The sequence below is a fragment of the Amycolatopsis echigonensis genome (assembly GCF_014174495.1).
GTDB classification, from domain to species: Bacteria; Actinomycetota; Actinomycetes; order Mycobacteriales; family Pseudonocardiaceae; genus Amycolatopsis; species Amycolatopsis echigonensis.
In genome coordinates, this window is the sequence record NZ_JACJHR010000020.1 from 37,791 (window position 1) to 55,492 (window position 17,702).

The window sequence follows — 17,702 nt, forward strand, 5'->3', positions numbered from 1 at the left end:
CCGGGAGATCTCGTGAGTGGCTACCCCGAACCCGGGGCAGCCACTCACGAAACCCGTCACAACGCCTTGGCCGCGCGATCCGCCACCAGGTTCAGGAACCGGCTGGGGTCGCTCAGCTCGCCGCCCTCGGCGAGCAAAGCCATGCCGTGCAACAGCTCCGCCGTCTCGGCCAGCGAGGCGTCCTCCGGGTGCTCGGCGAACGCCTTGCGCAGGCCGGTCACCAGCGCGTGGTCCGGGTTCAGCTCCAGCACCCGCTTCACCGGCGGCAGTTCCTGCCCCATGGCGCGGTACATCTTCTCCAGCGTCGGCGTCAGATCGCCCGCGTCGCCGACGATGCACGACGGCGACGTCGTCAGCCGCGACGACAGCCGGACCTCCTTGACGGTGTCGGACAGCGTCGCCGACATCCACTTCAGCAGGTCCTCGTACTCGGCCTTCTTCTCCTCGGACGTCTCGTCGCCGAGGTCGACCTCGCCCTTCGCGACCGACTGGAACGTCTTGCCGTCGAAGCCGCTCACCGCGTCGGCCCACATCTCGTCGACCGGGTCGGTGAGGATCAGCACCTCGTATCCCTTGGCGCGGAACGCTTCCAGGTGCGGCGAGTTCTCGATCGTGGTGCGCGAATCGCCGGTCAGGTAGTAGATGTGCTCCTGGCCCTCCTTCATCCGCGACACGTAGTCGCGCAGCGAAGTGGGCTTCTCCGCGTGGTGCGTCGAGGCGAACGACGAGATCTCCAGGATCTGCTCCCGGTTCTCCGGGTCGTCGATCAGGCCTTCCTTCACCGCGCGGCCGAACTCGGACCAGAACGTCGCGTACTTCTCCGGCTCCTCGGTCATCATCGTCTTGACCGTCGAGAGGATCTTCTTCTCCAGCCGCCGCCGGATCGCGCGGATCTGCCGGTCCTGCTGCAGGATCTCGCGCGACACGTTCAGCGACAGGTCCTGCGCGTCGACGACCCCCTTCACGAAGCGCAGGTAGTTCGGCATCAGCGCTTCGCAGTCGTCCATGATGAACACGCGCTTGACGTAAAGCTGCACGCCGCGCTTCGCGTCCCGCATGAACAGGTCCATCGGCGCGCGCGAAGGCAGGAACAGCAGCGCCTGGTACTCGAAGGTGCCCTCGGCCTGCATCCGGACCGTCTCGAGCGGGTCGGTCCAGTCGTGGCTGATGTGCTTGTAGAACTCGTGGTACTCCTCGTCGGAGACCTCGTCCTTCGAACGCGCCCAGAGCGCCTTCATCGAGTTGACCGTCTCGAGACCGGCACTGCCCTCTTCGCCCTCGCCGGTCTTGGCCATCTGCACCGGCCAGGTGATGAAGTCGGAGTAGCGCTTGACGATCTCGCGCACCTTCCACGGCGACGTGTAGTCGTAGAGGTGGTCCTCGTCGTCGGCGGGCTTGAGGTGCAGCGTCACCGAGGTGCCCTGCGGGGCGTCGGAGAGGGACTCGATCGTGTAGGTGCCCTCGCCGGTGGATTCCCAGCGGACGCCCTCGTCGGTGCCCGCGCGCCGGGTCACCAGGGTGACCTTGTCGGCGACCATGAAGCTGGAGTAGAAGCCGACGCCGAACTGCCCGATCAGGTCCTGGCCCGCGGATTCCTTCGACTCCTTCAGCTTGCGCAGGAAGTCGGCGGTGCCGGATTTCGCGATGGTGCCGATCAGGTTGACGACGTCGTCCCGGCTCATCCCGATGCCGTTGTCGCGCACGGTGAGGGTGCGCGCGTCGGAATCGAGGAGGATCTCGATGTGCAGGTTGTCGGTATCCGCCTGCAGATCCTTGTCGCGGTACGTCTCGAGCCGGAGCTTGTCCAGCGCGTCGGAGGCGTTGGAGACCAGCTCGCGCAGGAAGATGTCCTTGTTCGAGTAGATCGAGTGGATCATCAGCTGCAGCAACTGGCGCGCCTCGGACTGGAACTCCAGCGTTTCGACCGTCCCGGTTCCCTCAGCCATGGCTTTCGTGTTTCCTTTCGCCCCTGAAAAGACCGTCGTGAAGTCTACCCAGCAGGGACGACAGAACGTGCGGAGACCGCGAAGTCCGAGTGCGGCCAGCGGTGCCAGCCGGAGCGGGTATCGAGCCGAGGCTGAGCATTTCGCCGCCGGTGGCCCCGGTTCGGCTTCTTTTGCCCCGCTGGCCCCGTATTTCGCCGAGGATGTCGTACTGCGCCAGGCCGCGAGTGCCTGCGCCGGTCAGCGCAGGCACTCGCGGCGTGGTTCAGGCTTGGCGCCGCGCGTACGCGTCGAGCCGCGCCACCTCGAAGGGCAGCTCGGACTCCGCCAGCGCACCGCAGTGGAACCCGCCGAGCAGATACCGCGCCAGCGCTTCCGCGGTGGCGGGTTCGTCCAGCACTCCCCCGGACGTGTTCGACGCGTAGTCCTGCAACCGCTTGGCCGCCGCCGGGGCGCCCTCGCGGTAGAAGGCGTACGTCGCCGCGTACCGGGTCGGCAGCTGGTGCGGATGCAGGTCCCAGCCCTGGTAGAAGCCGTTCTCCAGCGACCGCCGCACCAGGCGCAGGTGTTCCGCCCAGGCGCCCGGCAGGTCGTCGCCCACCGGAAGCCGGTTGGTCGAACCGTCGGACAGCCGCACGCCCGTTCCGGCAGCCGCGACCTGCATCAGCTGCTTCGCGAAGTCGGCGGCGGGGTGCGCCATGCTCTGGTACGCCGCGCTGATGCCGAGACCCGCGCTGTAGTCGTAGGTCCCGTAATGCAGCCCGGAGCACCGGCCGTCCGCGGCCTGGATGATCCGCGCGACCGAGACCGTGCCGTCGGTCGAGAGGATCGACTGCGCGGTCTCGATCTGCACCTCGAACCGCAGCGCGCGGTCCTCCAGTCCGTACGCGGTTTCCAGTCGCCCCAACACTTCCGCGGCGACCTCGACCTGTTCGACCGCGGTGACCTTCGGCAGCGTCACCACGAATCCGTCCGGCAGCGATCCTTCGGACAGCAGGCCCGACAGGAACAGATCGAGCGTCCGGATGCCCCGTCGCCGGGTCGCGGCTTCGAAGCTCTTGAACCGGATCCCGACAAACGGGGTGCCGCCGGTGGTCGCGAGCGTCCGCCCGGCGCTCTCCGCGGCCGCGTCCTCCGCTCCGTCGCCGGGATGGCCGTAGCCGTCCTCGAAGTCGATGCGGAGGTCCTCGATCGGCTCGGTGAGGAGCTTCTCGCGGACCCGCTCGGCCACCGCCGGGTCGAGGTTCAGCAGGTCGCCGTGCTCGACGAAGACCCGCATCGCCTGCTTGCCCCAGTCGGCGACCAAGCGCGTGCGGTACTGCGACGCCGGCACGTACACCGTGTGCACCGGACGACGGCCCGGAGACTCGCCGGGGTACTTCGCCGCCACGCGCGCGTCGGCCTCGGCCAACCGCGCGTCGGCGGCGCTGTAGACGTCCTCGGCGAGTCGTCCGCCGCCCATTACTGGATGTGCTCGTAAGCCGGCAGGGTCAGGAAGTCCGGGAAGTCGTCGGCCAGCGCGACCTGCTCGAACAGCTCGACCGCGGGCTTCAGGAGATCGTCCGGAACCTCCGCCGCGAGCTCGCCGCGGACGTCGGCGACGACGCCGCGCACCAGCTCCGCGGTGACCTTCTCGCCGTTGTCCAGCTGCGTGCCGTTCTTGACCCACTGCCACACCTGCGACCGCGAAATCTCGGCCGTGGCGGCGTCTTCCATCAGGTTGTGGATCGCCGCCGCGCCGTTGCCGCCCAGCCACGAGGCCAGGTAGCGGATGCCGACGTCGACCGCCGCGCGCAGGCCGGCCGCGGTGGCGCTGCCCGGCGTCGAGGCGACGTCCAGCAGCTGGTCGGCGGTGACGCTCACGTCGTCGCGGGTGCGCTCGAGCTGGTTCGGCTTGTCACCGAGGACCTTGTCGAACTCTTCCTTGCAGAGTGCGACCATGCCCGGGTGCGCGACCCACGAACCGTCGAAGCCGTCGCCGGCCTCCCGCGACTTGTCGGCGTGCACCTTCTCGAAGGCGCCCTTGTTGACTTCCGGGTCCTTGCTCGGGATGAACGCGGCCATGCCGCCGATCGCGAACGCGCCGCGCTTGTGGCAGGTGCGCACGAGCAGTTCGGTGTAGGCGCGCATGAACGGCGCGGTCATGGTGACCGAGTTGCGGTCCGGCAGCACGAACTTCTCGCCCGCGTCACGGAAGTACTTGATGACGCTGAACAGGTAGTCCCAGCGGCCCGCGTTGAGGCCGGAGGCGTGCTCGCGCAGTTCGTAGAGGATCTCTTCCATCTCGAACGCGGCCGGGATGGTCTCGATCAGCACGGTGGCGCGGACGGTGCCGTGCGGGATGCCGAGCGCCTTCTCCGCGTGCGTGAACACGTCGTTCCACAGCCGCGCTTCGAGGTGGCTTTCCATCTTCGGCAGGTAGAAGTACGGGCCCTTGCCGCGGTTGAGCAGCTCCTGGGCGTTGTGGAAGAAGAACAGGCCGAAGTCGACCAGCGCGCCGACGCCCTTGCGCCCGCCGAAGGTCAGGTTCCGCTCGTCGAGGTGCCAGCCGCGCGGGCGGACCACGATCGTCGCGTGCTCGACGTCGGGCTTCAGCTCGTAGTGCTTGCCGTTCTGGTCGAGCGTGATCGTGCCGCGGATCGCGTCGGACAGGTTGACCTGGCCGCCCACGACGTTCGCCCAGTGCGGCGTGTTGGCGTCCTCGAAGTCGGCGAGCCACACCTTGGCGCCGGAGTTGAGGGCGTTGATGGTCATCTTGCGGTCGGTCGGGCCGGTGATCTCCACGCGGCGGTCGCGCAGTGCCGCCGGAGCCTCGGCGACCCGCCAGTCGCCCTCGCGGATCTCCTTCGTCTCCGGGAGGAAATCGAGCCGGCCGGTGGTGCGGGCCTCCTCGCGCCGCTTGCCGCGCGCGACGAGCAGTTCGTCGCGCCGCGCGGCGTACTCGTCGTGCAAGCCCGCTACGAAAGCGAGGGCTTCCGGCGTCAGAATCTCGTCCCCACGCTCGACGGACCCGCCGAGTACCTGGACCTCAGACATGCGCAACACCCCGAGTAGTGCTTTGGATAACGTCCCTACGGTTTTTACCTGACGGACTATAGTTTCTGCATAGCGGAACATCAATCGGGTCTGTGAGGAGGACCACTGGTGGCGGCTGAGAAGAGCGGACGAGACGGCGGCGTCCAGTCCCTGCAGCGCGCGTTCGAGCTGCTGGAGCACCTGGCGGACACCGGCGGCGAGGCCAGCCTGTCGGAGCTGGCGACCCTGTCCGGGCTGCCGATGCCGACGATCCACCGGCTGATCCGCACGCTGGTGTCGCTGGGCTACGTCCGGCAGAACACCAACCGGCACTACGCGCTGGGCGCCCGGCTGATCCGGCTCGGCGAGAACGCCAGCATGCAGTTCGGCGCGTGGGCGCGGCCGCTGCTGGTGGAGCTGGTCGAGGAGGTCGGCGAAACGGCGAACCTGGCGGTGCTGGAACGCGACGAGGTGGTGTACGTCGCGCAGGTGCCGTCGAAGCACTCGATGCGGATGTTCACCGAGGTGGGGCGGCGCCTGCTGCCGCACGGCACCGGCGTGGGCAAGGCGATGCTGGCGGAACTGCCCGCCGACGAGGTCTCGGCGCTGCTGGAACGCACCGGCATGCCGGCGTACACCGAGCACACCTTCACCGACCCGGACGCGCTGGCGCTGGAGCTGAAAAAGATCGCCGGACAGGGTTACGCGCTGGACGAGGCGGAGCAGGAACTCGGGGTGCGCTGCATCGCCGTCGCGATCCCCGGCGCACCGGTGCCCGCCGCGGTGTCGGTGTCCGGTCCGTCCGGCCGGCTGACGGCGGACGCGGTCAGCCACATCGCGCCGGTGGTGCAGAAGGTGGCGGACCGGCTTTCACAGCAGCTGCCGGTTACCTGAGTTCGTTGGGCTGGCCCTTGAGTTCGCCTTTGAGGAGGTCCATCAGCAGGCCGTCGTGCCAGGTGCCGTCGAGCCCCTGCTCGTAGTCGCGCAGGATGCCGACACGGCGGAACCCGAGCTTTTCGTACACGTGGATCGCGCGGACGTTGGCCGCCGCCGGATCGATGGTGATCCGGTGGTGCCCCTGGTCGAACAGGCGCTGGGCAAGGATCCGGATCGCCTCCGCGCCGAGCCCGAGCCCGTAGTAGTCCGGGTGGACGGCGAGGTCGATCCCCGCGTGCCGGTAGCGGCGAGTGAGTTCCTCCCAGCTTTGGATGACGCCGACGGTGTGGCCTTCGTACTCGATGGCGTAGGTCTGGTCTTCCCCTTCGGCGAGGAGGCCGTCGGTTTCCTCGTCGGGATCGCCCCACCACTGCGCGACCTCCGGAGCGGACAGGATCTCGTGCACTCGCGCCCGATCGGCTTCGGTGAGAGTCCGGAGGATTACGCGGTTCACTGCATCGGCTTCTCGTCGACCTTCACGTCGTAAGTGGCCTTAGACCCGTTGACCCCGGAAAGAGTCACGGTGAGGCCGTATTTCTCACCGCCGCCGGTCAGGAAACAGCGAGCGGTCTGCCCGTTCTCCGCCTTGATCGGCCCGGGGCATGTGACCGAATCCGGCCGTCGCCCGTTGTTCGACTGCTCGAGGACGGTGGAGATGTTCTTCTCGAGATCAGCCTTGGAGATCTCGTTGCCAGCCGACACCGAGACGCTGCAAGCCGTGAGCACCAGCCCGCAGAGGACGGGCAGGCCAAGACGAATCGAACGATGCACAGCAGGTCTCCTACCTGGTCCAGACGGATGGGGGAATACGGTCTAGCAAATCGCAGCGCGCGTCGAGCGCAGCCAGCTCGAGCGGTCTCGGGGCTGCTGCCCGGACTCCGGATCGCCGACCTTGATGCCACCTTGGCCGATCCCGGCCCTTGCCACAGCAGACCCGCGGATCTGCCGAGCACATCCCCGATCGACTTCGCCGTCCGGAGCAGTTCTTCCGGGACCGCGCCGAAACCGCCCGCCATGCCCACCCCTCGTAGTCGTAGCTGCGCCGCTACCTACCGTGGCAGGCCACACTACAAGGAATGTCCGGTTTGGCCGCTATCCACCCGTCTGGGGGAATCAGCCCAGCAAAGCGTCCACGAACGCGCCCGGCTCGAACGGGGCCAGGTCGTCCGGCCCTTCGCCCAGCCCCACGAGCTTCACCGGCACTCCCAGCTCCTTCTGGACCTGGAACACGATCCCGCCCTTGGCGGTGCCGTCGAGTTTCGTCAGGACGATGCCCGTCACGTCGATGACCTCGGCGAACACCCGGGCCTGCGCGAGTCCGTTCTGTCCGGTCGTGGCGTCCAGCACGAGCAGCACCTCGTCCACCCGCGCCTGCTTTTCCACGACTCGCTTCACCTTGCCGAGTTCGTCCATCAGGCCGGTCTTCGTGTGCAGGCGGCCCGCGGTGTCGACCAGGACCGTGTCCACGCCTTCGCTGATGCCCTGCTTGACCGCGTCGAACGCGACCGCCGCCGGGTCCGCGCCTTCCTTGCCTCGCACGACTGACGCGCCCACTCGCTCGCCCCAGGTCTGCAGCTGGTCCGCGGCTGCGGCGCGGAAGGTGTCGGCCGCGCCGAGGACGACGGTTCCGCCCTGCGCGACGAGGACTCGCGCCAGTTTGCCGGTCGTCGTGGTCTTGCCGGTGCCGTTCACGCCCGCCACGAGCACGACCGCGGGCTGCTTCTTGCCGTCCACCTCGTGCGGCAGGGCTCGAACCGAGCGTTCGGCGTCCGTGGACAGCGACGCGGTCAGCACCTCGTGCAGCAGTTCGCGCGCTTCCGCCGACGTGCGCACCGCGCGCCGGTTCAGTTCGTCGCGCAGGCGGTCCACGATCTGGGTCGTCGTGGCGGCGCCGAGGTCCGCCATGAGCAGCGTGTCTTCGACGTCCTGCCAGGAATCCTCGTCCAGGTCACCGCCGCCGAGCAGGCCAAGGAGGCTCTGCCCGAACACCGAGCGGGACTTCGACAGCCGGCCGCGCAGCCGCTCAAGACGGCCAGCGGGGGACTCGATCTCCTCGATCGGCTCCACGGTCCCCGGCACGACTGCCTCCGGGGCCGCTTCTTCGACCGGCTCGGGGAGCTTGACGTCGCGCACCGTGCGCTGGTCGGAGTCGCGCGGGACCGCGGCGTCGTCGCCGACCGCGGGCTGGCCGTCGACTTCCGGCCGGTCCTCGACGGGATGTTCGACCACCGGCTCCGGCGCGGGCTCAGCAGCAGGCGAAGGTTCCGGCGAAGGCTCCGGCGGGGCCTCCGCGGTCTTCCCTCCGGGAGCCAGCGAGATACCGCCGCTCGCGGCGTACCCGCCGCCCTTCGGCTTCTCCTCGACCTCGCGCTGTTCGGCGATGCTGATTCGCCGCTTGCGCGCGATGAGCAGCCCGGACACCAGAACGGCGACCAGGACGACGACGGCGACGACAACGATCCAGAACCAGGTGCTCGACACGCCACCATCCTGTCATCCGCGTACCCGGGCCACGGGACACCCCACCTCGAAGCCAACGAGTAACGCGAACGGTTCCGATTCGGCCAAGACTCCACGACGCGTCTTGCGCCACCCCTTCCGTGTTGACTAGACCACATCGGATGACCACCCCCGCCGGCCACTGTTTCCGCGTCCTCGGGCTGCTGTCGGGCACGTCCGTGGACGGGATCGACGTCGCGGTCGCCGAAATCCGCGTCGAGGACAACACCGAAGGGACCGTCGTCCTCACCCCGCTCGGCGAACTCGACGTGCCCTACCCCGCCGGCCTCCGCGCGGATCTCCTCGACGCCCTCCCGCCGCGGCCGAGCAGCGCACGGCAGCTGACCGTCCTCGACACCCGGGTCGGCCAGGCGTTCGCCGACGCGGCCGCGCGCGGGATCGCCGCGTACGGGCCGGTGGACGTGATCGCCTCGCTCGGCCAGACCGTCTACCACTGGGTCGAAAACGGCGTCGCGCTCGGCACGCTCCAGCTCGGGCAGCCGGCGTGGATCGCGGAGCGCACCGGAGTGCCGGTGATCGCCGACCTCCGCATCCGCGACATCACCGCGGGCGGCCAGGGCGCCCCGCTGGCGAGCACGCTCGACGCGATGTGGCTGCGCGGCCTCGCCGAGCAGACCGGACGTCCGGTGGCCGCGCTCAACCTCGGCGGCATCGCCAACATCACCGTGGTCACGCACTCCGACGAGGTGCTCGCGTACGACACCGGCCCGGCCAACGCGCTGCTCGATCTCGCCGCCGCCCGCGTCAGCGACGGCGAGCTGTCCGCCGACGTCGACGGACGGCTCGCGCTCGCCGGTTCAGTCCGCGACGACCTGCTCGACCGGCTGCTCGCCGATCCCTATTTCGCCGCCGCTCCCCCGAAATCCACGGGCAAAGAGCACTTCCACGGCGGATACCTGGACGCGGCCTTGTCCGGACTGCCGCCGTTGTCGCCGGAGGACCTGCTGGCCACGCTCACCGAACTGACCGCCGCGACGGTCGCCGCGGAATGCCGGCGGCACCGCGTCGCGACCGTCGTCGTGTCCGGCGGCGGCGTCGCGAACCCCGCCACGATGGCCGCGTTGGCCCGGCATCTTCCCGGCGGCGCGCTCCGCACCAGCGACGACCTCGGCCTCCCCGGCTCCGGCAAAGAGGCCTATCTGACCGCGCTGCTCGGCTGGCTGAGCTGGTGCGGCGTCCCGGCGACGCTGCCGTCGGCCACCGGAGCGAGCGGTCCCCGCCTGCTCGGCGCGCTGACGCCGGGTGCGGCGCCCTTGAATCTCCCCGCCCCGCTGGGGGGCGCCGCGACCCGGCTCCGGGTCGCGCAATCCGGGCAACCACGGTAGGAGAACCCCATGAATCCAGTCGATCTGGTGATCGTCATCGTGTACCTCGCGGCGATGCCGGTCATCGGCGTGCTGGTCGGACGCAGACAGAAGTCCGCGAACGACTACTTCGTCGGCGAGCGCAGCATGCCGTGGTGGGCGGTGACGCTCTCGGTGGTGGCCACCGAGACGTCCACGCTCACCGTGATCTCCACGCCCGGGCTCGTGTTCGGCAGCGCCTTCCTGTTCCTGGAGGTCGCGTTCGGCTACATCGTCGGCCGGGTGATCGCCGCGTTCGTGCTGCTGCCGCGCTATTTCCGCGGCAATTACGTGAGCGCGTACGAATTCCTCGGCCGCCGCTTCGGCCGCGGGCTGCAAGGTACCGCGTCGGTCACCTTCGTGGTGACGCGGCTGCTCGCCGAGGGGCTGCGGCTGTTCGCCGGGGCGATCCCGATCAAGGCGATCCTCGGCCACTACGGCATCCACACCGAGTACTGGCACATCGTCGTGCTGCTGACCGCGCTCACCGTGGTCTACGCGTTCGTCGGCGGCATCAAGTCGGTGATCTGGGTGGACGTCATCCAGTGGTCGCTCTACATCCTCGGCGCGATCGGCGCGGTGATCTTCCTGTCCACGAAGCTGCCGTCCGGCTGGACGCAGATCGCTTCGAGCCAGGGCCGGTTCCAGCTCACCGACTTCACGGCGAACCTGCTCACCAACCCGTACGCGTTCCTCTGCGCCGTGGTCGGCGGCGCGTTCCTGTCGATGGCTTCGCACGGCGCGGACCAGCTGATCGTCGGCCGGCTGCTGTCCTGCCGGAATCTGCGGGACGGCCAGCGCGCGCTGATCGGCTCGTCCATCGTCGTGTTCATTCAGTTCGCGCTGTTCCTGCTCGTCGGCGCGATGCTGTGGGTCTACGCCGGCGGCAAGACCGGCGCGACAGCCACCGCGGTCGCGGCCGGGAAGATGTCCGGCGACGACGTGTTCTCCAATTTCATCGTCAACGACCTCCCGGTCGGGCTGGCCGGGCTGCTGATCGCCGGCATCCTCGCTTCGACCATGGGCGCGCTCGCCTCGGCGCTCAACGCGCTGTCCACCTCCACCATCGCCGACCTCTACCAGCGGTTCACGCACAAGTCGATCGAGGACGCCAAGCTGCTCCGGCATGGTCGCATGTGGACACTCATCTGGGCGGCGGTGTTCGCGGTGTTCGCGTCGATGTTCACCAACTCGAAGGACCCGGTGATCCAGCAGGGCCTCGGGATCGTCGGCTACACCTACGGTGCCTTGCTCGGCTCGTTCTTCCTCGGCCTGCTCGTGCGCAAGGCCCGCCAGTCCGACGCGGTGATCGCGTTCGCCTGTTCGGTGGTCGGGATGGCGTTCCTGATCCTCTTCGTGAAATTCGACAAGGCGACGACCGACGTGCACATCCGGTTCGGCGCGGCGACGAAGACACTCGTGCCGCTGGCGACGTACTGGTACACCTTCGCCGGCGTACTGATCACGCTGATCGTGGGCGGCCTGCTGTCGCTGCGCCGGCGCGGCGTCGACCCGAACGTCGAGCAGGTCGAGGAACCCGCGGAAACCACCGCGTAGCAAGGTCTTTTCTCTCGCCGGGTTCCCGCGGGAACCCGGCGAGAACGCGGGTTACGGCTGCGTGTAGAAGACCCGTCCGTCCTTGTCGCAGCCGACCCGGCCGCTGCCCTGCGCGCCGGTGTCGGCCATGCACCGCCAGCCGCTCACCATCAGCACGTGCGCGGTGCCCTCGGCCTTCTTCGGCGCGTCCTGGAAATACTCGGTGATCACGTCGATCGCCTCGGTGCAGCCAGGACGGCCCGCCTTGGTTTCGGTCGCGACCACGCCGACCTTGCCGTTGGGCGCGTCGACCGGGCCGCAGTCGACCGGCGGGCCAGCCGTCGCGCCGGTGTCCGCGCCGCTGCCCTGGGATGTGCTCGGGCCGGGTGTCTTGCTCGCTGGCGCCGACTCAGTGCCGTACGCCGGGCTCTCCGGCGCGGAGGTGACGGTCGGCGCGGCCAACGCCGCCGACTGGGCTGCCGGGTCGCTGCTACCGCCGCCGCAGGCCGCGGCGAGACCGCCGAAAGCGAGCATCGACGCCGTGACAACGGCTTTGGTCACCATCGTGCGCATGAAGGCTTTCCTCCCCGGGGTTGCGGCCGCCGATCAGCGGAAATCACCCTAGGCGGCCCGCGCCGGGTCGGCAGCGTGGCGGAGGAAACCCGGCGAGCGGCCTGGTTTCCCGAGAGGAAGCCGGGCCGTCACCGCACGGGAGTGGCAGAAGGACCGCGCTCACACCGCCTTGCCGTGGAACGAAAGCCCCTTGCTGCCGCAGAAGATCTGCTTGGTGCCGCCGTTTCCGCCGTCGTATCCGCAGTTCCAGCCGTCGACGTCGAGGAAATGCCCGGTGCCCTCGGCTTTGGTCGGCGCCTGGGCCAGGTAGTCGGACATCACGTTGATCGCCTCGGTGCACCCGACGGTGCCGGCCGGCATCGCCTCGGTCACCACGTCGACCTTGCCGTCGGGGCCGTCGATCGGTCCGCAGTCGGCTCCGTTGCCGAGTTTGCCCTTGCCCGGCAACCGGTCGCTGGGCTGTTGCTGGGCCGACGTCGGGTGTGGCTTGGGCTTGCTCGGGTGCGTCGGAGCCTGCGCCGGGGTGGGCGTCGCGGAAGAACTCGGCGCGGCCACCGACGACGCGGTCGGCGCGGCCGAGAGCGAACTCTGCACTGCCGCGGCCTGCCCGGCCTGGGAGCCGTCGTTGCACGCGGCGACCGCGAGCGCCACGCCGAGCATCGAACCGGAAATCAGGGTGCGGGCCACCATGCTGCGCATTGTCGAATCCCCTCCAGGATGTGTTTCTCGTGAACACCCCTGAAGACGCGCGGGCTCCGCGGCAGTTGGCCGATCGGACGAGGCCTGCCCGTTCGGGCAGGATCTCCGGAACGGCGCAACCCGCTCAGGAAGCCGGTACCGGTTCCTCTTCCGCGGTGCGCAGCCGCTGGGAGATCACCTTGGTGATGCCGTCGCCCTGCATGCTCACGCCGTACAGCGCGTCGGCGATCTCCATCGTCGGCTTCTGGTGCGTGATGATGATCAGCTGCGACGAATCGCGCAGCTGCTCCAGCAGGCCGATCAGCCGGCGCATGTTGGTGTCGTCCAGCGCCGCCTCGACCTCGTCCATCACGTAGAAGGGCGAAGGGCGGGCGCGGAAGATCGCCACCAGCATGCCGACCGCCACCAGCGACTTCTCGCCGCCGGACAGCAGCGACAGCCGCTTGACCTTCTTGCCCGGCGGGCGCGCCTCGACGTCCACGCCGGTGGCGAGCAGGTCGTTCGGCTCGGTGAGCACCATCCGGCCCTCGCCGCCGGGGAACAGCACGCTGAACACGGTCTCGAACTCGCGCGCCACGTCGGCGTAGGCCGAGGCGAAGACCTCGAGGATCTTCTCGTCGACCTGCTTGATGACGGCCTCGAGGTCCTTGCGGGTGTCCTTGAGGTCTTCCAGCTGGGTGGAGAGGAACTTGTACCGCTCCTCCAGCGCCGCGAATTCCTCCAGCGCCAGCGGGTTCACCTTGCCCAGGAGGGCCAGGTCCTTCTCCGCGCGCTTGGCGCGGCGGGCCTGGGTTTCGCGGTCGTACGGCATCGGCGGCGGCGGGGTGACGTCCTCGCCGCGCTCCTTGGCCGCCTCGTACTCGGCCATCTCGCCCGCGCTCGGCGGCACCGGCACGTTCGGGCCATACTCCTCGACCAGGTCCGTCAGCCCGATGCCGAAGTCCTCGGCGATCTTGGCTTCCAGCGTTTCCAGCCGCAGCTTCTGCTCGGCGCGCAGCACCTCGTCGCGGTGCACGGCGTCGGTCAGCTTCTCCAGCTCGCCGGACAGCTCGCGCACCTTCGCGCGCACCGCGGTGAGCGCGGTTTCGCGGGATTGGCGCTGCGCCTGGGCTTCGTCGCGCTCGGCGGCGGCGCGCTGCACGGACACCTCGATCCGCTCCAGCGCGAACTCGCCGGCGTTGACGACCGCGTTCGCGATTTCCGCGCCACGCTCCCGCGCTTCCCGCGCCTTGGCCGCGCGCTCGCGCGCCTGCTGCTCGGCGTATGCCGCACGGCGCAACGATTCCGCTCGTCCGGCGATGCTGCGCGCGCGTTCCTCGGCGGTGCGCTGCGCGAGCCGCGCTTCGACTTCTTCCTGCCGTACCACGGCAAGCTGCTCGGCGGCCTCGTCGCGCTCGGCGGTGTCCGGGTCGTCCTCGACCGGCTGTTCGGCGACCGCGGCGAGGCGTTCTTCCAGCTCCGCCAACTGTTCCAGCGCCTGCTCGCGGCTCTGCTCGACCTTCGCGCGCTGCTGGGTCAGCCGTTCGACCTCGGCCTGCGCGGAGCGCGCCGCCTGCTCCAACCGGTTGAGCCGCTCGGACGAACGCGCCTTGCGCACCTTGGCTTCGCCGAGCGCGTCCTTGGCCTGCCCGACCTCTTCGCGCCGGGCCTGCTGCTCGGCACGGGCGCCTTCCAGCTCGGCGGAGTACTGCTCCAGCGCGCGTTCGGCCGCACGCAAGCGTTCCTGCGCCTCGTCGACCGCCGCCTGGACCTCGATCACGCTCTCGCGGGCAGCGGAACCGCCGGCGATCCAGTCGGCTCCGAAAACATCGCCCTCGGCGGTGACCGCGCGCACCTCCGGATGCTGGGCCACGAGCTGACGCGCGGCGTCCAGGTCCGGCACCAGCGCGAGCCGGTCCAGCGCCTTCTCGACCGCGGGCCGCAGCTGCTCCGGCGCGCTGACGACCTCGCGGGCCCAGCGCGCGCCCTCGGGCAGCGCCGGCCACGAGCTGGTGTCCACAGTGGACCTGGCACCGGCCGGCACGATCCCGGCGCGGCCGGAATCGGTCTCCTTCAAGTACTTCAGCGCGGACAGCGCGTTCTCGCCGCCGGACACCGCGACCGCGTCGGCCACCGGCCCGAGCGCGGCGGCCAGCGCGACCTCGTGCCCCGGCTGCACGGTGAGCAACGCGGCGACCGAACCGAGCAGGCCCGGCAATTCCGCGGACGCGCCGAGCAGCGCGCCCGCGCCGTCCTTGCGCTTGAGGCCCATCGACAGCGCCTCAACCCGGGCCCGCTCCGACGCGATCTCCCGCTCGGAACCGCGCTCGGCCTTCACCAGCTCCTCGACGCGGGCCTTGGCGGCGTTGTTCGCCTCGACCGCACGGTCGTGGCGCTGCTGCAGCTCAGCGTCGTCGGAGTCTTCCGTGCCGCCGGCGGCTTTGGCTTCTTCCAGCTCCTCGACCGCGATTTCCGCGCGCTCGGCCGCTTCCTGCAGCCCGACGGTGAGCCGGTCGACTTCTTCCGCGGTCGCGCCGTTCTTGCTGCGCAACGCTTCGACCTGGCCGGTCAGCTTCGCCATGCCTTCCCGACGGTCGGCGATCGCCCGGACCGCGGCCCAGTGCGCGCGCTCCGCGGCCTGCACCCGCTGTTCGAGATCTTCCCGGCGCAGCACGGTTTCCGCGAGAAGTTCGCGGGCCTCCATGACGGCTTCGGTCAGTTCCTGCTCGCGCTCCGCGGCCTGTTCGGCCTCGGCGAGCAGTTCCTCCGGGTCGCGGCCGCCGGTGGGCGCGGAAACGTCCGAAGAAAGGTGCCGCTGCCGTTCCACGGCCAGCCGCACGGTGCCGCGCAGCCGTTCGGTGAGCGCGGACAGCTTGTACCAAGTCTCCTGCGCGGTCTGCAGCCGCGGCGCGTCCTCGGCGAGCGAGGCCTCCAGCTCGGCCTCTTCGGCGGACACGATTTCCAGCGCCTGCTCGACCTCGGCGCGGCGCTGGCGAGCGGTGCGCTCGTCCGCCTCGTCGCGGGCGATGGACTCGCGCTGGGTGACCAGGTCGTCGGCCAGCAGCCGGAGCCGGGCGTCGCGCAGGTCGGACTGCACCGACTGGGCCTTGCGGGCGATCTCGGCCTGTTTGCCCAGCGGTTTGAGCTGCCGGCGCAGTTCCGTGGTGAGGTCGGTGAGCCGGTCGAGGTTGCCCTGCATGTTGTTGAGCTTGCGCAGGGTCTGCTCTTTGCGCTTGCGGTGCTTGAGGACGCCCGCGGCCTCCTCGATGAACGCGCGCCGCTCCTCGGGCTTCGACTCCAGGATCGCCGACAGCTGCCCCTGCCCGACGATGACGTGCATCTCCCGGCCGATGCCGGAGTCCGACAGCAGTTCCTGGACGTCCATCAGCCGGCAGCGGTCGCCGTTGATCTCGTACTCGCTCGCGCCGTCGCGGAACATCCGGCGGGTGATGGACACCTCGGCGTACTCGATCGGCAGCGCGCCGTCGGCGTTGTCGATGGTGAGCGTGACCTCGGCGCGGCCGAGCGGGGCGCGGCCCGCGGTGCCGGCGAAGATGACGTCTTCCATCTTGCCGCCGCGCAGGTCCTTCGCGCCCTGGGTGCCCATGACCCAGCGCAGCGCGTCGAGGACGTTCGACTTTCCGGAGCCGTTCGGGCCGACCACGCAGGTGATGCCGGGTTCGAAGCGCAGCGTGGTCGCCGAGGCGAAGGACTTGAAGCCCTTGAGCGTCAGGCTTTTCAGGTGCACGTGCTGCCGACCCCTCTTGGCCACGGGTACTGGATGGCTACCGGTTCCCCCGGTTCGGGACAGGCTACCCGGGGGTTCCGGAGCACCGTGGGAGGCCGGGCCGCCCGGGCGCGCCTAGCACAGGATCGGCCGCCCCGGCAACCCCAGACACCCCATCAGCCGCAGCCGCCACACCGGCCTCAGCGTTCGGCGAATCCGTCCAGCCCGCCCTTGGCGGCGCTCCAGCGTTCAACGACCTGATCCACTCGTCCGGGTGAGGTTCCGGAGCGCAGCGCGGCCAGCAACTGCGCACAGTGGTCACGGCTACCCTCCGCGACGACTTCAACACGGCCGTCCGGGAGATTCCTGGCGAATCCGGTCAAGCCGAGTTCCAGTGCCCGGCTCCGGGTCCACCAGCGAAAACCGACTCCTTGCACCTGCCCGTGCACCCAGGCGGCCAGCCGGACGGGCGATTCCTGCTCGTTCACCGGTCCCATCCTGCCGCACGCGCCCGGCTGCGGACCGTGACGGCCCTGTCCCTCGGTCGCGGGTAGGGGTGCTGAGCAGTGATAATCTCCGGCCTGGCATCCGGGGTCCGGAGCCCGCTTCCCCGTGCCGCCCCTCGACTTGAGCGTTGACCCTTCTAAGGAGCCTGCATGTCCCGTCCCGACGGGCCTGAACCAAGCTCAGCGTCGCCCGAGAACGCGATCGCGGTGAGCGCTGCCCCCACCGCTCCGCCGAAGGGCGCGAGCGGGAGGCTGAGCCGCTCCGGCTACGCGATCCTGGGCGTCAGCGGCCTCGTGGTCGCCACGGCCTTCGCCGCGGTCGCCGAACTGGCCGGCCCCGGCTCGGTCACCGACACCGCGACGAACACCACGAGCGGCGGCGGCCCGGGCGGGCTGCAGGGCAGCTCGCAGGTCGTCGTGCCGGGCAACGCCGTCCCCGGCGGCCCGATGACGGTCCCCGGTTCGCCGACGCCCGGCCAGACCGCCCCGCCGACCCCGACCACGGTGGTCGCCGTCGGCCCGGACGGAAAGCCGACGACGAGCGTCATCACTCCCCCGCCGAACGCGGGCCAGCCCGCCGGTCAGCCGGGAGGTCAGCCCGGCGGCGGACAGCCGGTGCCAGGCGGCACCACGTCGCAACGCAGCGACCCGCCGCCGCCCACCAAGTCTTCTGGCGGAACCACTACGCCGCCCTCGACCCCGGTGACCACCCCGCCGGAAACCTCGACTCCGACGAACCCGCCATCGTCGGACAGTTCGGCGCCGAAGCCCCCGACGGGCAGCAGCTCGACCGGCGGCCAGCCGTCGTCCACGTCGAGCGCGTCCACTTCGGACACCAACCCGACGAGCTCCACCAGCCGCTGAAGTCCGTGAAGGGCTCCTTGAAGGAATCTGATTCCTTCAAGGAGCCCTTCACGGCGTTCCG

Annotated in this window: 14 protein-coding genes; 4 read left to right on the top strand and 10 right to left on the bottom strand. The window is 69.8% G+C overall.

All coding sequences use genetic code 11. The annotated features are described in order from the left end of the window. Positions 1-56 precede the first annotated feature (56 nt). The 3 genes from htpG to aceB form a co-directional block, all read right to left on the bottom strand. Positions 57-1,946 (bottom strand): molecular chaperone HtpG, encoded by a 1,890-nt coding sequence (htpG, locus tag H5411_RS16120; RefSeq protein WP_101435171.1) that lies wholly within the window; start codon positions 1,944-1,946, stop codon positions 57-59. Positions 1,947-2,208: 262 nt separating this feature from the next. Continuing rightward, entirely contained in the window at positions 2,209-3,405 is a 1,197-nt protein-coding gene (locus H5411_RS16125; protein WP_101435172.1) for a DUF6986 family protein, read from the bottom strand. Next, positions 3,405-4,979, bottom strand: a complete 1,575-nt coding sequence (gene aceB / locus H5411_RS16130) for a malate synthase A (protein WP_101435173.1) — start codon at positions 4,977-4,979, stop codon at positions 3,405-3,407. The genes H5411_RS16125 and aceB overlap by 1 nt, the downstream gene beginning before the upstream one ends. A gap of 108 nt (positions 4,980-5,087) precedes the next feature. Here aceB and H5411_RS16135 point away from each other — a divergent pair, with 108 nt between their 5' ends. Then, a complete protein-coding gene (locus H5411_RS16135; RefSeq protein WP_101435174.1) occupies positions 5,088-5,852 on the top strand; it encodes an IclR family transcriptional regulator in 765 nt (254 codons plus the stop codon). On the opposite strand, the gene H5411_RS16140 is transcribed toward H5411_RS16135, so the two are convergent. The 3 genes from H5411_RS16140 to ftsY all read right to left on the bottom strand — a co-directional run bounded on the left by H5411_RS16140 (position 5,845) and on the right by ftsY (position 8,375). Then, positions 5,845-6,348, bottom strand: coding sequence for a GNAT family N-acetyltransferase (locus H5411_RS16140; protein WP_183124273.1), 504 nt, complete (start codon positions 6,346-6,348; stop codon positions 5,845-5,847). The genes H5411_RS16135 and H5411_RS16140 overlap by 8 nt on opposite strands. Next, on the bottom strand, positions 6,345-6,665 hold the full coding sequence (locus H5411_RS16145) for a DUF4333 domain-containing protein (protein ID WP_208637305.1): 321 nt from the start codon (positions 6,663-6,665) through the stop codon (positions 6,345-6,347). The genes H5411_RS16140 and H5411_RS16145 overlap by 4 nt, the downstream gene beginning before the upstream one ends. 342 nt (positions 6,666-7,007) lie before the next feature. Beyond that, complete coding sequence (gene ftsY, locus H5411_RS16150) at positions 7,008-8,375, bottom strand: signal recognition particle-docking protein FtsY (protein ID WP_101435176.1); 1,368 nt, start codon at positions 8,373-8,375, stop codon at positions 7,008-7,010. A 140-nt stretch (positions 8,376-8,515) separates the two neighbouring features. Between ftsY and H5411_RS16155 the strand changes: the two genes are divergently transcribed. Together H5411_RS16155 and H5411_RS16160 are read left to right on the top strand one after the other, a co-directional pair. Next, positions 8,516-9,739 (top strand): anhydro-N-acetylmuramic acid kinase, encoded by a 1,224-nt coding sequence (locus H5411_RS16155; RefSeq protein ID WP_101435177.1) that lies wholly within the window; start codon positions 8,516-8,518, stop codon positions 9,737-9,739. Positions 9,740-9,748: 9 nt separating this feature from the next. Continuing rightward, positions 9,749-11,314, top strand: a complete 1,566-nt coding sequence (locus tag H5411_RS16160) for a sodium:solute symporter (protein ID WP_101435178.1) — start codon at positions 9,749-9,751, stop codon at positions 11,312-11,314. A 51-nt stretch (positions 11,315-11,365) separates the two neighbouring features. Here H5411_RS16160 and H5411_RS16165 read toward each other — a convergent pair whose 3' ends face one another. The 4 genes from H5411_RS16165 to H5411_RS16180 form a co-directional block, all read right to left on the bottom strand. After that, positions 11,366-11,866, bottom strand: a complete 501-nt coding sequence (locus H5411_RS16165) for a hypothetical protein (RefSeq protein WP_101435179.1) — start codon at positions 11,864-11,866, stop codon at positions 11,366-11,368. 159 nt (positions 11,867-12,025) lie between these two features. After that, the gene (locus tag H5411_RS16170; protein ID WP_101435180.1) at positions 12,026-12,565 is read right to left on the bottom strand and encodes a hypothetical protein; all 540 of its coding nucleotides are present in this window, start codon (positions 12,563-12,565) and stop codon (positions 12,026-12,028) included. Positions 12,566-12,689: 124 nt separating this feature from the next. Then, a complete protein-coding gene (gene smc / locus H5411_RS16175; RefSeq protein ID WP_101440715.1) occupies positions 12,690-16,292 on the bottom strand; it encodes a chromosome segregation protein SMC in 3,603 nt (1,200 codons plus the stop codon). Between the two features lie 179 nt (positions 16,293-16,471). Next, the gene (locus H5411_RS16180) at positions 16,472-16,768 is read right to left on the bottom strand and encodes an acylphosphatase (protein ID WP_101435181.1); all 297 of its coding nucleotides are present in this window, start codon (positions 16,766-16,768) and stop codon (positions 16,472-16,474) included. A 159-nt stretch (positions 16,769-16,927) separates the two neighbouring features. On the opposite strand from H5411_RS16180, the gene H5411_RS16185 reads away from it, so the two are divergent. After that, positions 16,928-17,641 carry a hypothetical protein gene (locus tag H5411_RS16185; protein ID WP_158242458.1) on the top strand — a complete coding sequence of 238 codons (714 nt, stop codon included), beginning with the start codon at positions 16,928-16,930 and terminating at the stop codon, positions 17,639-17,641. Positions 17,642-17,702: the final 61 nt, after the last annotated feature.

Excerpts from the sequence above, each read along its gene's own strand:
- H5411_RS16180 (WP_101435181.1), bottom strand. The coding sequence starts at position 16,768 with ATGGGACCGGTGAACGAGCAGGAATCGCCCGTCCGGCTGGCCGCCTGG.
- H5411_RS16170 (WP_101435180.1), bottom strand. The coding sequence starts at position 12,565 with ATGCGCAGCATGGTGGCCCGCACCCTGATTTCCGGTTCGATGCTCGGC.
- aceB (WP_101435173.1), bottom strand. The coding sequence starts at position 4,979 with ATGTCTGAGGTCCAGGTACTCGGCGGGTCCGTCGAGCGTGGGGACGAG.
- htpG (WP_101435171.1), bottom strand. The coding sequence starts at position 1,946 with ATGGCTGAGGGAACCGGGACGGTCGAAACGCTGGAGTTCCAGTCCGAG.
- H5411_RS16160 (WP_101435178.1), top strand. The coding sequence starts at position 9,749 with ATGAATCCAGTCGATCTGGTGATCGTCATCGTGTACCTCGCGGCGATG.
- H5411_RS16155 (WP_101435177.1), top strand. The coding sequence starts at position 8,516 with ATGACCACCCCCGCCGGCCACTGTTTCCGCGTCCTCGGGCTGCTGTCG.
- H5411_RS16125 (WP_101435172.1), bottom strand. The coding sequence starts at position 3,405 with ATGGGCGGCGGACGACTCGCCGAGGACGTCTACAGCGCCGCCGACGCG.
- H5411_RS16165 (WP_101435179.1), bottom strand. The coding sequence starts at position 11,866 with ATGCGCACGATGGTGACCAAAGCCGTTGTCACGGCGTCGATGCTCGCT.
- H5411_RS16185 (WP_158242458.1), top strand. The coding sequence starts at position 16,928 with ATGTCCCGTCCCGACGGGCCTGAACCAAGCTCAGCGTCGCCCGAGAAC.